Origin of the sequence: Mesorhizobium ciceri biovar biserrulae, assembly GCF_001618845.1 — a bacterium.
In the GTDB taxonomy this organism is placed as follows: Bacteria; Pseudomonadota; Alphaproteobacteria; order Rhizobiales; family Rhizobiaceae; genus Mesorhizobium; species Mesorhizobium ciceri.
This window is the reverse complement of record NZ_CP015064.1, coordinates 4,156,219-4,174,410: the sequence shown is the minus strand read 5'-3', so window position 1 is coordinate 4,174,410 and position 18,192 is coordinate 4,156,219. Positions and strand designations below refer to the sequence as shown.

Here is an 18,192-nt window from a genome sequence, read left to right as displayed (position 1 = left end):
TTCGGGTTGCTGGACTGCTACTTGCTGCCGCCGTTCGCTTTCACGCTGCTGCAGAATTCGGGATGGCTGTTGGCCGCAGTGGCGTCCTTCGCCTCGTCCTCGCAGGCCTTCATCATCGCGGTCTGGTCGTCCGGCGTAAGGGCCTTCCAGGCTTTCACGAAGTCGTCGTTGCTGACCATCGTCTTCATGCTGCTATCGGTGTAGAAGGGCTGCATCTTGGCTGGATCGTCGAGAGCCGACGTTTTGGCAAACGCCGCGCCGCCGACCATCGAAAGTGCCATGGCGCCCAAGCAGATCATCTTGATGTTCATGGGTACTCTCCTGTTGCTTTGGGATCGTCGAAGCAACGATCCATTGGAAAACGACAGGTTTGGGTGAAAGTTCCGGCATTTTTTGCGCAGAAAAGCCGAAACGAGGAAAAATATAGCCGAAAAACTTGAAACTTTCCCCGATTTTTCCCGTAGGAGGCGAGTTTATCGGGTCTCTCGTGCGAGACTGACCACCAGTCGATCGACGCTGGGGTCGTCGAGGCTGACGATATGGGCCATCTGCAGCGCCCGCTTCATGCTGACCCTGGTGACGTCCTGCCGCATGATGACCGGCACAAAGGCCGGCCCCGATCCTGTGAGGACGATCGCCCTGCCGACCAGAACCGGTTCGGAGATGGGAGCCCACTGTACGGTCATGATCGAGGGCTCGCTTGTCTGGCGGCGGTTGATGCCTGTGAAATAGATCCAGTTCAGGCGCGAGATCGCTACGCCGTAGTGGTTGCCGGGCATTCTGGCGCCACCCTGGCCATCGCCCGGGGCCCACCGCGTCACCCGCCTGAAGGTGACCAGCTCGGCCTCACGTCGCAGGAAGGTGACCGAGCGCATCAGAAGGTCGGGGCGGCCGGGAACCGAAAAATAGGTGAAATAAGTGCCGCCGGCGATGGCGGGCGACGGCGGCCGCACCATGTTTTCGTACAGTGCCTCGCGCAGCGATGCGTTGCCGTCGCCCTTGGCTGCGGGAACAGCCGGCTCGCGATACAGCTCGTTTTCGTCGATCTTGAAATAATCGCAGATCAGCCTGGCGGTGGTTTTGTTGGGCACCGCCTTGCCTTGCAGATAGCGCTCGAACTGGGTGCGGTTGATGCCAAGCTCACGGCACACCGCGCTGACGGAAGCGTGGCGCTGGACCAGCCGCCTAAGATTGGCGGCGAGATTCTCGCGAATTGGCACGACATCTCCCCGACAGACGTACGGACCAGTACTCAAGCGATAGCTTATATACACTTGCATGCCGTGGCGCTGGCGCGAAGATGGACCTTTGGCCAATAGGCAACGATCCCGTAGAGCGTAGGCTGTACGATTCTGACAGTCCGGCTATGCAAGCCGCGTAAAGGGGCGTATTTCGGTGGCAAGAGCGACCTCGGATCGGCCTCTCGACATCCTGTAATGGAGGGCGGTTTGGATCATACCGGCCTGGTCGAGCTTCTGGACTACACGCAGGCGCAATTGACGAAAATCCGCCAGGCGGTCGCGGCAAGCGATCACGCCGGTGCCATGTTCACCATTGATTGCCTTGTCGGAGCGGCGGCCGAGCAGACGAAGTGCAAGCTTGCAAGCCTGGAGCATGCCGGCTTGCCGATCAGCAAGGATGGGCCGATCGGCAGGGATGGGCCGATCGGCAGGGATGGGCCCATAGAAGGCGGTGCGGCACCGCCCGGCAAAGCGACATCGGGCAAGCCGGATGCCGGCGGCAGCCGCTCCTGATCAGGCCGCGCCGATCTCGCCGATCAGCCTTGCATATTCGGCCTCGGCTTCGCCGTAACTGCCATTGGCGAGTTCCAGCAGCCTGGCGCGGTCGCGAATGACGATCTCGCCCCGTCTCGAGCGAATCAACGCGCGGCCTTCGAGCAATTGAAGCGCGACGGTGACGCCTGGCCGCCTGACACCAAGCATGATGGCCAGGAATTCGTGGGTGATGGCGAGATGTTCGCCGGGCACCCGGTCGTCGCACATGAGCAGCCATCGCGCCAGCCGCTCCTCGAGCTTCAGCCGCGCGTTGACGAGCGCGGTGCAGCCGGCCTGGGTTTGTAGTGCGTTGACGAAGCGCAGCAGGAACATGCGCAAGGTCGTACTTGCCTCCAAAGCTGCCTTGAAAGCGCCGGCTTCGATGCGGATCGCTTCGCCTTCGAGTTGGACAAAACAGGCATGCGGCGCACGGTCGTCGCCCATCACCAGGGAGTATCCCGTCATGCCTTCGAAGCCGATGAAGCCCACTTCGGCCTCTTGGCCGCTTGCCGTGCTGGCGACCACCGAACCAATGCCCTGTTCGATGAAGTAGACGGCCTCGATCGGAACATTCGGGGTCACCAGCATCATGCGCAATGGCAAGTCGCAGCGCTGCATGTGCGGCTCGAGCAACGCCAGATCATCCGCAGGCATGCGCCGCAGCAGTTGGTTTCGGTACGGATGGTTCCCGTCGGGATTGGGTTTTTTGTCGGGATCAGAGTTTTTGTTGGGATCAGACATGGCGTGGCCCAATGCAGGGCAAGAGCCATCCAATCTCCCAGCCGTCCGTGCCCGTAAAAACGTGAGGACGATGGCCTATGTATAGGGGCTCTGAACGCAGAAAGATATTAATGCGATATGAAATTCGAAGCACGGCGCCCCCCAACGCCTGTTCGCATATGAAAAGATCGGCCTGAATGTTAGTGTCGGAAACGTACCAAACGCCATTTGGTACAAAACCGACATATTTCATGAGAGCGCCGGATCACGCCGATAAAATCCGCTGGCCAATGAAAAGCGCCATGTCGCGCTGGGCCTGGGGACCGTTCGAAGAAGGGGGAGGACCGGGGGGAGAATTGTACGATAGTTACTGTGATGAAGGCCGATGTTGACTCTTGCTCAGCCCGATTTCATTTTTTGACCCACAGCGTCTAAAGCGCATCGCGTTTGATCCGATTTATGCGATGCGCTTTAGGGTCTTTGTTTATGCATGTCGTTCTCCCAAAACCGAGGTCACTTTTGGACGACATGCATTAGAAAGTGGCCGCTGCTCCGAAAGGGGCTTCTTATGTCGAGCCTTCGTAAGCGCAATCCCGGTCTCCATCCTTCCGATCTGCAACTGTGCCAGCGCGTCTTCGATCGGGTCTGCCTGGAGCGCAAATTTGATCGCATGTCGGGGGAGTCGGACGTGCAGCTTCTGGCAGCCACGGTGTTTTCGCTGTTCCAGAATGGCTGCCGCAATGAAGGCGAGTTGCTTGAGAGTTTCAGGCGGACCCGCCAATGACCAAGGCCAGGATCACGTCCGCGGCACCGGCCGAAAACGAACCTTACGACGCTGCGGTCTTCGCCCGGAAATACGGCATGTCGCGGAAGGCCGCGGAGGTCGTGCTGTCCGCGAATGGACCGTCCAGAACAGCCTGTGACGCTGCCGCCCGCTCTTTTATGGAAGCGGTTGCCCGCAGAGCGAAGAGCAGCCATAAACACTGATGCTGCGCCTGGAGCGATTGCCGTCTCGCCGCCGACCCGCGGGCGCGTCCAATGCTACCTTCATCGAACACCGTGAGGCGTCAGCCTGTCGGGCCTGTCGGGCCGATCGGACCGGTCACTCCTGAAGTGGCTTGCTGCGCCGTCACGGCGGAGAGTTTCTGCCGTTTGAGCAGCATCGGCTTTTCATAGATCTTCTTCATGGTCACGGCCTCCCTCCGCAAAGTTCGATTGCGGCAGCGTCATCGCCGGCCGCGCTCCTGTCAAGCCGAGCTGGTCGAGGGCCGGCCAACCCGAACGAAAATCCACGCCTCAATTCCTGTCGGCCGGCTTTGAACGCATGCGCGAAACCGTCTCGCGCTCGGCGCGTTTGGAGCGCAGCGGCGGCAGGTCGCGGTCGATCAGGTCCATGTCCTCCAGCACCATATCGCCCATGCGCTTGAAGGCGATGTCGAGCGCGCCGGCGCGGTGAGCCGAGCGCAGGAAGCCGGGCAGGGCGCGCACCGGATGGTCCCGCGCCAGCGGTTCTTCGGGGAAAACGTCGCTGGCGGCGACGATGTGGCCGCTCTTCACCGCCGCCATCAGCGCCGGGAAGTCCACCACGCCGGCGCGGCTGAGCAGGATGAAGGCAGCGCCCTTGCGCATGCCGGCAAAGGCGTCGGCACCGAGAAAACCCTGGTTCTCGCTGGTCACCGAGGCAACGACGAAGATGAAGTCGCTGGTCGACAGCACCTCGTCGAGGGAGGCCGGCTCGACGCCGTTGTCGATGAGGATCGATGGCGGCAGCCACGGATCGAAGACTTTGGTGCGGGTGCGGAAACCCGACAGCAGCCGGTTGAGCGCCCGGCCGAGATCGCCGAAACCGATGATGCCGACATCGGCGCCAGACAGGAGCCGCGCCGTCTGGTTGCCGTCGCCGCCCCACAGTTCCTGTCCCTGGCGGAAGGCGAGGTCGGCATCGACGATGCCGCGGGCGAGATTGAGTGCCATCGCAAGGCCAAGCTCCGCGACCGGCTCGGCGAACACCAGGCCGGTGGTGACGACATGGATGCCGCGCGCGAACAACGTCTCGTAGGGCATGTTGTTGATGAGGTTGGTCTCGACATTGAAGACGCAACGCAGTGTCTTCATCCGATCGAGCGTTTCGGGCGATATGGGCGGCTGGCCGATGATATAGCGCGCCTCGGCCAGCACGTCGGCCGGCAGTTTCGCGACGCCGTCAGCGGTCGTCTCGACGATGCGATAGTGCGCCTTGAGCCGCGCCAGCTGCCGGGCTGTGAAGATCAGGTCGAGCGTGCGTGGTTCAGGCGCACTGATGACCAGCGGCAAGGCGCTGTTGGACATGACTATTCCCTCTGTTCCCCAACGGCCAAAATACCTTGGATGAAACGATTTACAACATCGCGCGGCCGAGGAGAGCGGGATTGGCGCTGGGATGAGGTGACCTGTCGGAGCCGATATGTGCCGGCAATGCAACAGTGAATAATCGTTTGACCGCGATGGCGTGGATACGACGTAAGAACCAGTAATGGCACAATTGACACGGGGCAGGGAATTGGTTCTGCTGGCGCCGTATCAATTCGGAGGGCACTTTACAGTGAAGAAATACGAGAAACCAACCTTGCAGAAGCGCGACAGGCTTTCGGGTGTCACGGCCCAGACTGCCCCATCGAGACCTCCGCCGACGGCAACCTGAGCGGTTGGCGACTGACGCCTTCGCCCTATAAGGGCAATCAATATCGGCGATAGGGCGCCACTGGTCGCGCCCTATCGCATATTGGCCACGGGTGCCCGCCGTTGTCCCAGATGCCGGACCTTACGGCCGATGATCATCAGCTGGCGCGCGGTGTTGTTGCGCAGGCGCCGCACGCGCCATTCCAGCCCGGTGTCGGCGGTAATCGACTTGGCATAGTAACTGACCCGCATGCCATCCTCATCGGCAGCCACCTTGACCGGGTCGTCATAGAAGGCGTTGATCTTGTCAGCCGCCATGCCTGGAGTTTCGAGCCAGCGTGGAATGTGAACCGAATGGAGCTGATCGACATCGGTCATCACGCGGCCGATGCCGACGCCCGGCGTCGGACACGTGGTACAGAAAGCATCGCCGATGAAGATGACCCCGTCGCGGCGATGGCCTTGCGTCGTGCTCAGACTGATCTGCCTGACCTCGACAGGACTCGCGACTTCGAAGTTGCCGCATCGCACGGCTATTTCGGGCATCAATTCGCAGAGCATCTTTTGCGGCTCCTGGCGGAACGCCCGCGTCCACGGCTCGGCCACATTGCGATAGAGGAACATGTTCGCCCGCATCTTGTCGCTGAGGGGAAAGATGCTGATGTAGGCGATACGGTCGGCGGCCCGCCTGCTGTAGCAGGTGACGGACTGATGACCGAAATCGCTGGGCGAGATGGCGAGGTCGAATCCCATCGACAGTGAATGCGCCTTCGATTGCTCGATACGCTCGACGCCGACGGCGCGCCGCACCGCCTCGCCGTGACCGGTTGCCACCACCAGCAGGCGGGCATCGATGACGGTGCCGTCGGCCAGCACAAGCCGCTGCCGGTCCGGTCCAGTCGAGACTTCGGTTACCTTGCCGACCGTCAGCGGCACTTGCGCAGGCAAGGCGTCGCGCAGGCCATTGATCAGCGCGCCATAGGAGAATGTGAATTCAGCCTTCTTCTCATGCGCGAAGAACTGGCCGAGGCGAAAGACATGCGTGTCGGTCGTGGAGGTGACGAGACGCTTGAGTGTCGCATCGAGGCCGAGCTTTTCGAACAGCAGCATCTGGTCCATGCCGATCTTCTCGGCCCGGAATTCCTCGTGGTGGACGCGGTGCGGATCGATCAGCGCCACCTTGCGGCCGGCTCGTCCCAACAGAATTGCCAAGGTCGTGCCGGCCATTCCGGCACCGACGATCGCCACATCGACTTGGGCCGGGCCAGCCTCTGAGATACTCATTTTGCTGCTCTTTCTGATGGCAACGGCGCGTTTCACAATCTCCGGTAGAAAATATCTTCCGGACCTAAATCAACCGCAAGCAACCGGCGCGCGTGCTTGGTAGTAACCAATGTTTAGGTTAATCGCGGGCCCGCTGCTTCCAGCGCGGTGCGATCGCCGAGCCATCGATGAACTCAAAGCCGCCAGCCTCGTTGAGCGTGTGAAGTTTACGCCCACTCCATAGCGCACCTGGATTTAAGATGGTTTCAACGACCTGCTCCATGCCGATCAAATCAAGGTGAGAAATGCGTGCGATGCCAAGCGCCGCGCCATAGCTCCTGCGGCAGTCCTGGACCGGGCGCAGCAGGTCGTTGCCGCGCCTGACCATGCGGCCGGCCGGCCGCGCCGAGGCGATATCGATCAGCACGGGATTTTTGGGGTGCGGCGTCCAGGGGCCGCGAAAATCCGGCGCCGACCACAGATGCAGCGCGTCGGAGAAGGCGCCGCCGCCGTCGCGGACGGTGGCGAACAGCCACCAGGCGCCGCCATGCTCGACAAGCGTGGCGTCGCTGGCGACGACACCGGACAGAAGCGTCGCCTCCTTGACCCATCCGCCGGGAAAAGCTGTGGCCCGGTAGAGATCGACCGTGCCGTTGGCGCAGCTTTCCGGCACCATCCAGACCTCGCCGTCGCGCTCGAAGACGAAGGGGTAGGAGAGATGGTAGGGCAGCTCCAACACCGGTTCAGGCCTTCCGAGCGGGCCTGCCGGGCCGAAGGGAACGGCGGAGATGATGGCTTTGCCGAGCCGATGGATATAGTCCTCGACGAACAGGGTCAGCTGGCCCTGGTAGAGGATGGGGAACGGATCGGCGTAGAAGCGGCTGCCGTCGTCCGGCAACTCTTGCCAACCCGACGCCGGATGCGCGCGCAGCTCGAACAGATCGCGGCTCCCGGTTTGCCGCCAGCCGACCTTCCAGTGCGGCGCGTTGTAGCAAAGGTGATAGATCTTCTGGATGATCCGCCGCGCCAGCGCCTTGCCGGCCCTGACCCCAAGCTTGCCCGCCGAGGGCATTGGCGGCGGGCCACCCACCTGCGCCGGTTCGGGCAGATCAGGCACGGACTTTGCCGCGCCTGACATGGCAGCTATGATCAGGCTTGCTGTGCGCGCCAGCATATCCTGGAAGGACGCCAGCGCGATGCCGCCATATTCGGTGCCCAGACGCCCGGCGGCGATCGCAACGCCGTTCTCCTCGATGCGGGCAAGCGGCGTGCGACCTGCGAGGATCAGGGCCAGCAAGGCCGCTTCGCCGCTGGCGCCGTCATAGGTGACGCGCCAGATCCGTGTGTTTTCCAGCCTGACATCGCCGCTGAGGTCGATGACCAGGTCAGGCGAAGCGGGGGACTGCCGGTAGGGCGCGAGCACCGAAAGCGGCACACGCTTGGCCAGTCCATCATGGGACAGTCCGTGGATCGCCGTTTCGAGTTGAAACAGGGCCGCGGCGCTGCGCGGAATGCCGCCGCCCGCCGGCCTGACATCGACGGACAGTTCGACGTCTTCGAGCGCGGCGAGGCGCTCCAGCAGCGTGACGTGAAAGGCGCGGACGCAGTCGCCGTCCAGGCGGAGGCTTATCTGCATGTTGGAGGTCCGAAAAGGCGGTGCCCGGCCTTGCCGGCCAGGCCGGTCCGGTCAAATTGTAACCCCATCTGCATTCGTCTCCGCTCGCTGCGTAGCCAACACCTCGATATGTATATTTTTAAGCAAACCGCGTGCCAAAATTCACGTCACCTCTCAACATAATTAACAATGTTTTAACAGTTGGAGGAATAGCTAGGTTAGCGCCGCAAACTGATCTTGCCGGCATATGGAGTATTGTCGGAGGCAGCCATGCAATCATCCCTGCCCATGGTTCCTCAGCAACACTCCCCGGATCCGGCACGCGCGGGATCATATGCAGCCTCCACTGTCGAACTGGGCGATCTGAAGCGCATCCTGGTGCGCCGCCGGTTCTGGATCTTCGGCACCGTCGCACTGCTGACGCTGGTCGCCCTGCTCTACGGCCTTTTCACACCGGCGCTCTACAGCTCGGCGGCGGAAATCCTGATCGATCCGCAGGACCTGCAGGTGGTCACCAACGACGTCAATCCCAGCCGTATCTCACCCGATGGCGGCATCACGCAGGTCGAGAGCCAGGTCAGCGTGGTCCAGTCGACAGGCGTGCTGATGCGGGCGATCGCGGCGACAAACCTGACGCAGGATCCGGAATTCAATGGGCAGGGCTTGCTGTCGCGCCTGCTCGGTTCGGCATCAGCCGAAGGCGACAGGTCGGTGCAGACACTCGACGCGCTGCGCCGGCGCCTGGCGGTGAAGCGGGCCGACAAGGTCCTGGTCCTCGACGTCATCGTCACCGCCAAGAGCGCCGACAAGGCCGCCCTCCTGGCCAACGCCATCGCGCAGGCCTACCTGGTCGACCAGGCGAGCGCGCGCGCGAAAATGGCCAAGGACGCTTCCGAGTCGATCACCGCGCGGCTGGACGAGCAGCGCAAGCGCGTCCAGCAAGCCGAAAACGCCGTCGAAGCCTACAAGTCCGCCAACAACATGGTGATGGCGGCAGGCAATCTGGTCAGCGACCAGGAACTGACCGAGATCAACACGCAGCTTGCGGCGGCGCAGAGCCGCACCGCGGCGCTGAAGGCGCAGGTCGATCAGATGCGCCGGCAGAGCGGCACGCCGGACGCAACTTCGGAAGCAATGCGCTCGGCGGTGATCTCGAGCCTGCGGGCGCAGGAGGCGACGTTGGTCGACCAGGTCTCGCAGCTCGGCACGGAGTTGGGGCCGCGTCATCCCTCGCTGATCGCAGCCCAGCAGCAACTGCGCGACACGCGCCAGCTGATCGCGCGCGAACTTGGCCGCATCGCCACCGCCACCGAGACCGACTACGAACGGGCGCTGGCCAACCAGCAGGCGCTGGAAGCCAAGGTCGCCGGCATGAAGAGCAAGTCGCTCGACACGGATCAGGCCTCGGTGCGGCTGCGCGAATTGCAGCGCGACCTCGAGGCGCTGCGTTCCGTCTACTCGAACTATCTCCAGCGCGCCCAGGAGACGCGCGAGCAGATCAATGTCGACAGCACCAATGCGCGCATCATCTCCAACGCCATGCCCGCCTTGAAGAAGAGTTGGCCGCCTCTGCCGCTGCTGCTGCTGGGCGCGATATTCGGCGGCCTTGGGCTCGGCACCGGTCTGGCGCTGATCGCCGAATATTCCTCGCCGACGGTGCTTTCCAGCGCCCAGATGCAGTCGGCCATCGACGCGCCGGTGCTGGGCGTGGTGCCGGCAAAGTCAGACACAGGCCGGCGCTGGTGGCCTTTCGGCGGGGCGCGCGCCGCCGCCTCCAGCCAGAAGACCGATGCCGTCGTCGGCCTTGCGCTGAGGCGCATGTTCAGTTCGGGCCAGCGTCCGGCGGACTGGCCGCTGGTGCCTTCCATCTTGGTGACATCGTCGCCGGGCGAGGGCGCGCAGCGTAGCCGGGTGGCGCGGCTGCTGGCCAATGCCGCGGCATCCAGGGGCAGCCGTGTGCTGTTCATCGATGCCAATGCTGGCGGCGTCGGCCAGAAGGATCCGCAGCCGGGGATCCTCGATGTTCTGCGCGGCGAGTACGCGTTCGAGGCCGTCAGCCATTACGCCGCCGGCAGCAACGTTGCCGTGCTGGGCAGGGGCCGCTCAAAGGCGGTCTTCCAGGAAGCGCATGGCATCTATTTTGCGCAGCAGATGCTGGCGCGGGCCAGCCGGAGCTTCGAGCTCGTCGTCATCGACGGTGGCGCGCTGGCCGACAATCTCAATGCCTCGCCGCTGGTCGCCATGGCCGACGAGATCGTGCTCGTCGCCACGCTGAACGCCACCCCGATGCGCGACGTCACGACGACTTCGCAGGCGGTCTCCGTGATGGGGCGCCTGCCGACAGCCGCCTTGCTGGTCGACGAGGCCGCCTGATATGGCGGCCAGTTGGAGCGCAAGCGCTTCGAACCATGGTGCTGCCGCACCCCGCGACGGCACGCCCATCTCCGGCACCTCGGTCGATGCACTGACGCGCTTCGGACTGATCGCGGCGGTGGCGGTGCTGTTCAGCATCTCGGGGGGCATGCTGTGGCTGGTCGGCTACAATTATGATGGCCTGTTCGGCAACCCGGCGACCAAGATCCACCCGTCCACCTATCTCATCGTCCTGCTGCTTGCCTGGCGCTCCTGTGCATCAGGCAATCCGGTCGGCCATATCGTCCATCTCGCCGACAGGCGGCCGGCCAGCTCGCTGATGGCCGCCATATCGATCGTGCTTCTGGTCGTCGTCATCGCCAGGCAGCGGCCCGGTATGGCCGGCATGATCGATACGTTCGTGGCTGCGGCACTTCTCGTGCTGATGCTCAGCGAGGACGACGAACGGACCTTCGCCGGGCTGCAGACCGTCGTCCACGTGGTCATGACAGCGAATGCCTTGCTTGCCCTTTTCGAGTTCGCCACCAAGACGCTTATCTTCCCCTATCGCCTCGACGGCGTGGCGTTTACCACCGATCTGCGCTCGAGCGCGCTGCAGGGGCATCCGCTTGCCAATGCCATGGTGACGTCGATCTATGTGCTTGCGCTGCTCTCCGGTGCCAGATCCCTGTCGATGCCTGTGCGGATAGGGTTGATCGGCTTGCAATGCGCGGCACTCGTCGCCTTCGGCGGCCGCACGGCGATGGTGACGACGGTGGTGCTCGGCGGCTGCTACCTGCTTTTTCAGGGCATCACCAAATTGCGCCAGGGCCGCGTCAATCTCCTGGGTGCGGCACTCGGCTTCATGCTCGCCGCCCTGCTGCCGGTCGTCATCATCGTGGCGGCATATCTGGGCTTTTTCGACGCGCTGCTGGAGCGCTTCGTGTCGGACAGCGGCAGCGCCAATGCCCGGGTCGAGATGTTCGAGCTCTTCAAGCACCTGGAATTGCGCGATCTGATCGTGGGGCCGGATGTCGACCTGATCGACAGCCTGCGCCGCATCAACGGTCTCGAACAGGGCATCGAGAACCCGATCATCCGCACGGTCCTTTATCAGGGCGCCTTCTTCACGCTTTTGCTGACGTTCGGCTTCGTGCTGTTCCTGTTCGAGGTGGCGCGCCGCTGCCATCCCGGCATCTGGCTGCCGATGCTGGGCTGGGTCATCCTGATCAACACTTCGGAAAGCGTCGCGTCGAAGACGACGCTGCTGACCAAGTTCGTGGTGCTGGCATTGGTGCTCTATCGGCCGGCGCGGGCAGCGTTCAGGCCGGTCAGTCCGCCGGCATGGTCAGGCCAAGCGCCGCGATGATATCGGGGTCCAGCGCCCGGGTGGTGTCGTCCATCATGCCCATGCCATCGAAGAGATCCCACAGTGCCCAGGCGAAGCCGAGTTCCTCGGCGCTCCGCCTCACATCGGCGATGTAGCGCCCGCGATCCGGATTGGGCGCGGCGACATAGCGGGCGTCGGTGCGCAGCGCGCCGAACTCGCCCATGATGATGCGTTCCGGCGCAAGGCTATGGCCATCGGCCCAATCGCGGACCTGGCGAAGATATTTGTCGACAAACCAGCGGTCGGGCTGGGCGTCGAAATAGACTTTCAGCACACGCTCGGTCTCGGCATAGGCTGCTTGCTTGGCGTCTTCAGGGGTTTCGGTGTCCTGCGCCATGCGCGCCCTGACCGATGCCAGCGTCTGTTGCAGCGAGCCGGCGGATGCCGGCCACGGCACATTGTTGAGCGACCGATAGACCGGCTCGCGCATCCAGGGCGCGCCCTGATGGCTGAACAGATAGGGCTCATAGAAGTGGAAGGTGAACAGGATCGGCTCGAAGGGCGACAGCGGGCCCGGATCGAGCGCGGTCAGTCCGCTCACCATCGAGCCGCAGCCTCCGGTGACGACCAACGGCAGGGTCGCTGCCGATGCCCTTGCCGCGGTCAGAAGCGCGAGCTGGATTTGCAACCAGACGTTCGACGCGCAGGCCTGCGCCGGTTCGTTGACCGGCTCGAGCGCCACCCTGCCGGGCTGGAACCGCGCCAGCCTGCCGGCAAGCTCGCCGACCAGCCCGCGATAGAGATCGAAAGCGGGTGCGGCGGTGCTGGAGACCATGCGGTCGGGGTTCCAGTAATGGGTGGCAGCGTTGGCCTGGATGTTGACGATGATGCCAAGATCGGCGTCGAGGGTGGCGGTGACGGCGGCGTCCAGCATGTCCAGCAACTGACTGCGCGTCTTGGCGTCGGCGGCTAGGAAAGGGCCGGGATCGATGGGCAAGCGGATGAAATCGAGCCCGGTCTCGCGCAACCGACGCAGGTCGTCTGGGGTCGGCACCGGCCGTTGCGACTGGAAGGGCGGCCAGCCGTAATCGGTGCGGGGTGCGGGAAATTCACGCGTCAGCGAGAACCAGGGCCAGGCGTTGACGCCGCGCCGAAACCGCGTCTCGGCGGCGGCGCGAGCGATTGGTGCGACCGGGAGCGAGCCGAGAGCCGCTGCAGTGGACAGCGCGGTCCGCAGCACCCGCCGGCGCGACCAGCCTATCATACGGTTCCTGGCGATGCGTGATCCATCGCAGTGGTCTTGGCGGCGGTCATGCCGAGCAGATGATAGGCCTCGTTTTCATAGGCGAGCAGGACATCGTCCCAGCGAAAGGCTTCGCGGGCCCGCGCCCTCGCGGCAACGCCGCAGGCCTTGACCAGGGCATCATCGTCCAGCGCCTGCTGCATCCGCTCGGCGCAACTGTTCTTGTCGGTGAAGTAGATCGCCGCAGCCCCTGCGGTCCATCTGTTGTAGGGATTGTCATGCGCGATCACCATGTTGCCGGCCGCCAGCGCCTCGACCAGCGACGGGTTGGTCCCGCCCACCGTGTGGCCGTGCAGATAGGCGCGGGCGTGGAAGCGCAGGGCCTTCACCGTTGCCTGGTCGTAAATGGCGCCCGGCAGCACCACCGAGCCGTTCGCCGCCTTGCGGATGGCGGCATGGTAGGGGATGTCGTCGGACAGCGTTCCCAGCACCACCAGCTTCATGTCGCGCTTGGTGGAGCAAAAGGCTTCGACAATCGGCAGGATGTTGTTGTCGGGTTCGATGCGCGCGATCGAGACGAGATAACGCCCGGGCTCGAGGCCGAGCGCCCGGACCGGCGCCTCGGGCGCTGATGCCACCGGATCGGCGCCATAGGCGATGGTGGCGATGGCGCTGCGCGGCCGGCGCGTCGCCAGGTGATCGGCGATGGCGGGATGATCGGCGACCAGCCGATGCGAGGCCCAAGCGCCGATCCATTCGTTGAGCCAGAACCAGGTTCGCGCCGCCATCCCCCATTTGGGGCGACGCCACTCGATGCCGTCCATGTTGGTGAAGATCTTGCGCCGCTTCAGCCTGAGCCAGGTCAGGAAGACCGCGCCATTGTAGCCGAGCACCAGGCAAACGCCCGATCGCCTGGCAGCATCGCGGGCGCATTGCCAGTCGAATTCCAGGGTCGCGCGCGGTCCCTTGGAGGCGACCTGGATGTGAATGAGCTCGATGCCGCGCCAGGTTTCGCTGCGCACCCGCTGGTCGATCCGCTCGACCTCATCCTGGCAATAGACGCCGACCTTCCAGCCGCGCCCGACAAGAAACAGCGCCAGTTTTTCGGCAAAGGTTTCAAAGCCGCCATGGGCCGCGGGTATGCCGCGGGTCCCCAGGATTAGAATGGCGGGCTTTTCTGGTTTCATGGCCGGCGGCACTTTCACACATCTCATATATTAGATATTGCTTAATTTATAATGAGCAGACCGCAACTTTCGTGCCATCTTCCGATTTCGGTATCCTGGGAGGGGATCATGGCGCGGGGTTGTAAAAAAACGGTGTTGAACCCGGTGGTTGTTTCATTCTCGGTCAACCCTTCTGTGCGTAGCTGTATCGAAACGAAGCAATGCCAGGGGCGTACGGCCGGCAGTCGGACATATCGAACCGATAGTCGGACATATCGAACCAGGCATGATTCTTGCGGACGGGGTTCTGCCACAATCGCCCAGCGCGATGGTTGTAGCACCCGGCGGGAAACAAAGATGCGGATTGCCTGCGTTCATCAGGGTTATGAACTCTATGGTTCTGACCGCAGCTTCGCGGAGAGCGTGGCTGCGCTGCGCGCCGCGTTTCCGTCGGCCGACATCGAGGTGGTCTTGCCGCGCAGCGGGCCGATCGTCCAGATCCTGGAAGCGCATGCCAGCCGGATCGTCTTCGAACCGCTCTGGGTGTTGAGGCGCCAGGCCATTGCGCGCCTTGCGACAGTCGAGATGGCGCGATTGCCGGTTGCCGTGTTCAGGGCGTGGCGGCGCCTCAAGGCCTGCGACCTCGTCTATGTCAACACCTCGATCGTTGCCGACTATGCGCTGGCCGCGCGCTTGCTGCCTTACAAGGCCGTCCTGCACATCCACGAAATCCCCGAAGGCGCCATGCGCAGGGTACTTGTCGGCCTGATGCGCTGGAGCCATGCGGATCTGATCTTCAATTCGCGCGCGACACGCACCGCGTTTGGCGATCCCAAGGCGGCGCGCGCATATGTCGTCTACAACGGCGTTGCCGGGCCGGCGGCGGTCGAACCAATGACGTATGACGGCAAGCGCCCATTGCGGGTGCTGCTGCTCGGCCGCATCAACCGGATCAAGGGGCAGGAGGTCCTGCTGGAGGCGATCGCCTCGATGCCGGCAGAACTCCAGGCAAGGGTCGAGGTCAGGCTGGTCGGCGGCGCCTTCGAAAGCACCGAGCGCGAGCGTGCGCTTGCCGAACTGGTCGAAACCATGGGGCTTGCCGGGCGCGTCGGAGTCCTGCCTTTCATTCCCGATCCCTCGGAGCATTATCGCTGGGCCGACATCGTCACCGTGCCGTCGCGGCGTCCGGAATCGCTGGGCCGCGTCGCCATCGAGGCGATGGCTTATGGCCGGCCGCCGCTTGTGTCGGCGATCGGCGGGCTGGTGGAAGTGGTCAGCGACGGGCAGACCGGCTGGCATGTTCCGCCCGGCGACGCAGTAGCTCTTGGCGCGAAATTGCAGGAGATCATCCTCGCCCCTGACGCCTGGCGCGGGTTTGTCGCTGCCGGGCGCGCGCGCTATGAGGCGATCTTCAGCGAGCCGGTCGCGGCCGCGGCGATCACCGCGATCGCCGCCGAAAAGCTGAAGACGACCATCGCGCGGCCGGGCAGGGCGCCCGCTGCCCGCGCAGCGGAGACACGGCCGTGAAGTTAGCGTTTCCGAGCCATCTGGTTCGACGCCTCGTGCTGATGATCGGCGGCGAGGCGATGCAGAGCGGCTTTCATTTCGCCCTCAACATCATGCTGTTGCACATGCTGTCGGCGCAGGGCTACGGCCTCTTCGCCATCGGCATGGTGATGGGCGGGGTCGGCCTGTCCTATATCAGGTCGCTCACCGCTGTTCCCGCCAGCATCTGGATGAGCAAGAGCACCAACAGCGCCGGCGTCGATACCTATGACGTGGCGTTCGGAACGGCGGCGCTGATCGTGGCGTTGCTGATGGCCGTCGGCACGGCTGTTCTGATGCATGTCCTTGGAGATCCAAGCGGAATTGCCGCCGGCTGCTTTGTCGGTGCCTGGTCGTTGCGCAGCCATATGCGCACGGCTTTCTTCGCACGGCGCCAGCAGGTTGTCGTCTCCATCAGCGATGGCGCTTTTACAGTCGCCGGCTGTGTCCTGACCGGGCTGTCGATCTGGTTGGTCCAAGACCCGCTGCAGACCGTATTCTATGCACTTGCAGCCGCAAATGTGTTCGGCATTTTCGTCCTGGTCCGCCTGGCTCGGCGCTCGCTTCGCATCAGCTTCCGCATGCCGACGCGCCGACGCTATGTCAGGCTCTGGCCCCAACTGCGCTGGTCGGCATTCAGCGCGACCACCACCAACATCCAGGGTCAATGTCTGGCGCTGCTGGTCGCCGGCATTGCCGGGCCAGCCGCCTACGCACCGCTGGCGGCGGTTCTGGTGCTGTTTGCTCCGCTGCGCATCATCAGCCTTGCATTCGTCAACATGACGCAGCCGGATCTCGCCAGGCTGATGCGGAACAATGAAACAGGCCGTGTCTGGACGCAGGCCAAGATCTGGGCGCTCGTCATGGGGCTCGGCGGCCTTGCTTATGGATGTGCGATCATGTTCGTCCTGCCGATGATAAAATCCCAGGCTCTCCAGGACGCTTCGACCTGGTTCATCGGGCTTTTCGTGATCGCGAATTTTGTCCCGATCATGCTCTATATCATGCCCCGCATCGTGCTTGAGATACTCGGCGATTTTCGGATCGTCGCGTTCATCACCACGGGCGGCGCGGTCGTCGGGCTGGCGCTGATCGCGGCCCTGCTGGCAATCGCGTCTCCGCCGTGGGCGTTGTTGGGTTCCGCCGTCTCGGAGATGTTCGTGCTCGTGGCATCGTGGTATTTCGCGCATCACCGCATGTGGAATATCGAGCATCCCGATGAGGCGCGCGACAGCCGGTTGGGCGCGTGGCGGCGGACGCTGCCGTTCGCTACGGCAAAGCGATAGGAAAAAACATGGCAGTCCAGGCGGTGCAAATTGCTGCGGTGACCGGCTCGCCCGATGGCCAGTCCTCCCATCCGGCCACCGTCGTCGCCATCGATGCCTACACGGCGCGGCTCCACACCAGCTTGGAAGCGGTGAGGCCGCTCTGGCTGCGCCTCCAGGCGGACGGTGTGTGCACCGCCCACCAGAATTATGCCTGGGCCGAGGGGATCGTCGCGCGGCTAATGCCGGAAGGTGCGGAACTGCTCATCGTGGAGGTAAACGATGCCGTGACGGGCGCACCGCGAATGCTGGTGCCGCTGATACGGCGGCCGGCCTTCCGCCATCGGGTGATCGAATGGCTGAGCTGTGGCGTTTGCGACTATTCGGCACCGCTGCTGGCAGATGCCAGCCCGTGGACGATGCAATCGGCGCAGGCCGCGTGGGCTGCGGTGCGTTCCGTGCTGCCGCCGGCGGACCGCATCCAGATCACGGGAATTCCGCAATCGATCAGCGGCGTCGCCAACCCTCTGGCCTTGCTCGCAGCCACGCGCGATTCCCTGCATACCAGCTTCGGCCTCGCCATCGACGGCGACCCGGAAACCGTGCTCAAGCGCCTATGCCGGCCATCCTTCGTCAAGGCCTTCAACAAGGACTGGCGCCGCCTCGAACGGCTTGGCGACGTGGAACTGGTCGAAGCCAACACGCCGGCCCTGGTGGAGGTCATCTTCGGCGGCCTGGTCCGGATGCGGCTCAGCCGCTTTCGCGAACTGGGCCGCTTCGACCTGCTGACGCAGGCGACGGCTGTCGACTTCTATCGAAACGCCGCTCTCGAGGGCCTGTCGGATGGATCGGTGCGGCTCTTCGGGTTGCGTGTTGGTGAAGCTCTGATCGCCGTACAATACCTGCTGATCCATCAAGTCACCGTTCATGCTCTGCTGATCTCAATCGATCAGGGCGCGGTGCCCAATGTCTCGCCGGGACTTCTGATCATGGGCAAGTTGATGAGCTGGGCGCGCGGCCGCGGTTTCGATTATTTCGACCTGTCGGTCGGCAACCAGAGTTATAAGGAACATATGGGTGCCGTGGGTTCGGGCCTGCGCGAGCTTTGCCACGGGATTACGGTGCGAGGCAGCGCCGTGAGCGCAGCCATCGAGGTCCGCAACCGGGCCGAGGTGTTCGTGCGCTCCAAACCTCGGCTGCTGAAGAGGCTCCAGGGACTGATGCGGGACTTGCGGCGCCTGCGTGGGGGCTCGGAATGAC

16 protein-coding genes are annotated in these 18,192 nt (G+C 63.6%); 7 read left to right on the top strand and 9 right to left on the bottom strand.

Features of this window, described 5'->3' with window-relative positions; all coding sequences use genetic code 11:
* Nucleotides 1-17: 17 nt before the first annotated feature.
* Both A4R29_RS19580 and A4R29_RS19575 read right to left on the bottom strand, forming a co-directional pair.
* A complete protein-coding gene (locus A4R29_RS19580; RefSeq protein ID WP_013530594.1) occupies nt 18-311 on the bottom strand; it encodes a hypothetical protein in 294 nt (97 codons plus the stop codon).
* A gap of 162 nt (nt 312-473) precedes the next feature.
* Nucleotides 474-1,220 carry a helix-turn-helix domain-containing protein gene (locus tag A4R29_RS19575; RefSeq protein WP_063172649.1) on the bottom strand — a complete coding sequence of 249 codons (747 nt, stop codon included), beginning with the start codon at nt 1,218-1,220 and terminating at the stop codon, nt 474-476.
* 228 nt (nt 1,221-1,448) lie between these two features.
* Between A4R29_RS19575 and A4R29_RS19570 the strand changes: the two genes are divergently transcribed.
* Nucleotides 1,449-1,754, top strand: a complete 306-nt coding sequence (locus A4R29_RS19570) for a hypothetical protein (protein WP_082827579.1) — start codon at nt 1,449-1,451, stop codon at nt 1,752-1,754.
* Here A4R29_RS19570 and A4R29_RS19565 read toward each other — a convergent pair whose 3' ends face one another.
* A complete protein-coding gene (locus tag A4R29_RS19565; RefSeq protein ID WP_063172648.1) occupies nt 1,755-2,516 on the bottom strand; it encodes a Crp/Fnr family transcriptional regulator in 762 nt (253 codons plus the stop codon).
* 547 nt (nt 2,517-3,063) lie between these two features.
* Here A4R29_RS19565 and A4R29_RS19560 point away from each other — a divergent pair.
* The gene (locus A4R29_RS19560; RefSeq protein ID WP_024501746.1) at nt 3,064-3,279 is read left to right on the top strand and encodes a hypothetical protein; all 216 of its coding nucleotides are present in this window, start codon (nt 3,064-3,066) and stop codon (nt 3,277-3,279) included.
* A 283-nt stretch (nt 3,280-3,562) separates the two neighbouring features.
* Here the strand turns inward: A4R29_RS19560 and A4R29_RS33280 are convergent, their stop codons facing one another.
* The 4 genes from A4R29_RS33280 to A4R29_RS19540 all read right to left on the bottom strand — a co-directional run bounded on the left by A4R29_RS33280 (nt 3,563) and on the right by A4R29_RS19540 (nt 8,052).
* Complete coding sequence (locus A4R29_RS33280) at nt 3,563-3,682, bottom strand: hypothetical protein (RefSeq protein ID WP_082827455.1); 120 nt, start codon at nt 3,680-3,682, stop codon at nt 3,563-3,565.
* A 109-nt stretch (nt 3,683-3,791) separates the two neighbouring features.
* Complete coding sequence (locus tag A4R29_RS19550; RefSeq protein WP_063168637.1) at nt 3,792-4,823, bottom strand: hydroxyacid dehydrogenase; 1,032 nt, start codon at nt 4,821-4,823, stop codon at nt 3,792-3,794.
* Nucleotides 4,824-5,246: 423 nt separating this feature from the next.
* Nucleotides 5,247-6,437, bottom strand: coding sequence for an FAD-dependent oxidoreductase (locus A4R29_RS19545; protein WP_063172647.1), 1,191 nt, complete (start codon nt 6,435-6,437; stop codon nt 5,247-5,249).
* Nucleotides 6,438-6,555: 118 nt separating this feature from the next.
* A complete protein-coding gene (locus A4R29_RS19540) occupies nt 6,556-8,052 on the bottom strand; it encodes a glucosamine inositolphosphorylceramide transferase family protein (protein WP_063172646.1) in 1,497 nt (498 codons plus the stop codon).
* 249 nt (nt 8,053-8,301) lie between these two features.
* On the opposite strand from A4R29_RS19540, the gene A4R29_RS19535 reads away from it, so the two are divergent.
* Both A4R29_RS19535 and A4R29_RS19530 read left to right on the top strand, forming a co-directional pair.
* A complete protein-coding gene (locus A4R29_RS19535; protein ID WP_063172645.1) occupies nt 8,302-10,404 on the top strand; it encodes a GumC family protein in 2,103 nt (700 codons plus the stop codon).
* Between the two features lies 1 nt (nt 10,405).
* The gene (locus A4R29_RS19530) at nt 10,406-11,752 is read left to right on the top strand and encodes a VpsF family polysaccharide biosynthesis protein (protein ID WP_063172644.1); all 1,347 of its coding nucleotides are present in this window, start codon (nt 10,406-10,408) and stop codon (nt 11,750-11,752) included.
* Here the strand turns inward: A4R29_RS19530 and A4R29_RS19525 are convergent.
* Both A4R29_RS19525 and A4R29_RS19520 read right to left on the bottom strand, forming a co-directional pair.
* Nucleotides 11,715-12,977, bottom strand: a complete 1,263-nt coding sequence (locus tag A4R29_RS19525) for a glycoside hydrolase family 5 protein (protein WP_063172643.1) — start codon at nt 12,975-12,977, stop codon at nt 11,715-11,717. The genes A4R29_RS19530 and A4R29_RS19525 overlap by 38 nt on opposite strands.
* Nucleotides 12,974-14,143 (bottom strand): DUF1972 domain-containing protein, encoded by a 1,170-nt coding sequence (locus A4R29_RS19520; RefSeq protein WP_063172642.1) that lies wholly within the window; start codon nt 14,141-14,143, stop codon nt 12,974-12,976. Before A4R29_RS19520 ends, A4R29_RS19525 begins: the two co-directional genes overlap by 4 nt.
* A gap of 336 nt (nt 14,144-14,479) precedes the next feature.
* Between A4R29_RS19520 and A4R29_RS19515 the strand changes: the two genes are divergently transcribed.
* Genes A4R29_RS19515 through A4R29_RS19505 form a run of 3 tightly spaced genes read left to right on the top strand, consistent with a single transcriptional unit; the run spans nt 14,480 to nt 18,191 of the window.
* The gene (locus tag A4R29_RS19515) at nt 14,480-15,649 is read left to right on the top strand and encodes a glycosyltransferase (RefSeq protein ID WP_082827453.1); all 1,170 of its coding nucleotides are present in this window, start codon (nt 14,480-14,482) and stop codon (nt 15,647-15,649) included.
* Complete coding sequence (locus A4R29_RS19510; RefSeq protein WP_024501738.1) at nt 15,646-16,953, top strand: MATE family efflux transporter; 1,308 nt, start codon at nt 15,646-15,648, stop codon at nt 16,951-16,953. The genes A4R29_RS19515 and A4R29_RS19510 overlap by 4 nt, the downstream gene beginning before the upstream one ends.
* Nucleotides 16,954-16,961: 8 nt before the next feature.
* Nucleotides 16,962-18,191, top strand: coding sequence for a GNAT family N-acetyltransferase (locus A4R29_RS19505; RefSeq protein WP_063173743.1), 1,230 nt, complete (start codon nt 16,962-16,964; stop codon nt 18,189-18,191).
* Nucleotide 18,192 lies beyond the last annotated feature (1 nt).

What these genes read in the sequence shown, in the direction of transcription:
- A4R29_RS19520 (WP_063172642.1), bottom strand. Translation starts at nt 14,143, where the DNA reads ATGAAACCAGAAAAGCCCGCCATTCTAATCCTGGGGACCCGCGGCATA.
- A4R29_RS33280 (WP_082827455.1), bottom strand. Translation starts at nt 3,682, where the DNA reads ATGAAGAAGATCTATGAAAAGCCGATGCTGCTCAAACGGCAGAAACTC.
- A4R29_RS19535 (WP_063172645.1), top strand. Translation starts at nt 8,302, where the DNA reads ATGCAATCATCCCTGCCCATGGTTCCTCAGCAACACTCCCCGGATCCG.
- A4R29_RS19515 (WP_082827453.1), top strand. Translation starts at nt 14,480, where the DNA reads ATGCGGATTGCCTGCGTTCATCAGGGTTATGAACTCTATGGTTCTGAC.
- A4R29_RS19565 (WP_063172648.1), bottom strand. Translation starts at nt 2,516, where the DNA reads ATGTCTGATCCCAACAAAAACTCTGATCCCGACAAAAAACCCAATCCC.
- A4R29_RS19540 (WP_063172646.1), bottom strand. Translation starts at nt 8,052, where the DNA reads ATGCAGATAAGCCTCCGCCTGGACGGCGACTGCGTCCGCGCCTTTCAC.
- A4R29_RS19545 (WP_063172647.1), bottom strand. Translation starts at nt 6,437, where the DNA reads ATGAGTATCTCAGAGGCTGGCCCGGCCCAAGTCGATGTGGCGATCGTC.
- A4R29_RS19530 (WP_063172644.1), top strand. Translation starts at nt 10,406, where the DNA reads ATGGCGGCCAGTTGGAGCGCAAGCGCTTCGAACCATGGTGCTGCCGCA.
- A4R29_RS19580 (WP_013530594.1), bottom strand. Translation starts at nt 311, where the DNA reads ATGAACATCAAGATGATCTGCTTGGGCGCCATGGCACTTTCGATGGTC.
- A4R29_RS19525 (WP_063172643.1), bottom strand. Translation starts at nt 12,977, where the DNA reads ATGATAGGCTGGTCGCGCCGGCGGGTGCTGCGGACCGCGCTGTCCACT.
- A4R29_RS19560 (WP_024501746.1), top strand. Translation starts at nt 3,064, where the DNA reads ATGTCGAGCCTTCGTAAGCGCAATCCCGGTCTCCATCCTTCCGATCTG.
- A4R29_RS19550 (WP_063168637.1), bottom strand. Translation starts at nt 4,823, where the DNA reads ATGTCCAACAGCGCCTTGCCGCTGGTCATCAGTGCGCCTGAACCACGC.
- A4R29_RS19505 (WP_063173743.1), top strand. Translation starts at nt 16,962, where the DNA reads ATGGCAGTCCAGGCGGTGCAAATTGCTGCGGTGACCGGCTCGCCCGAT.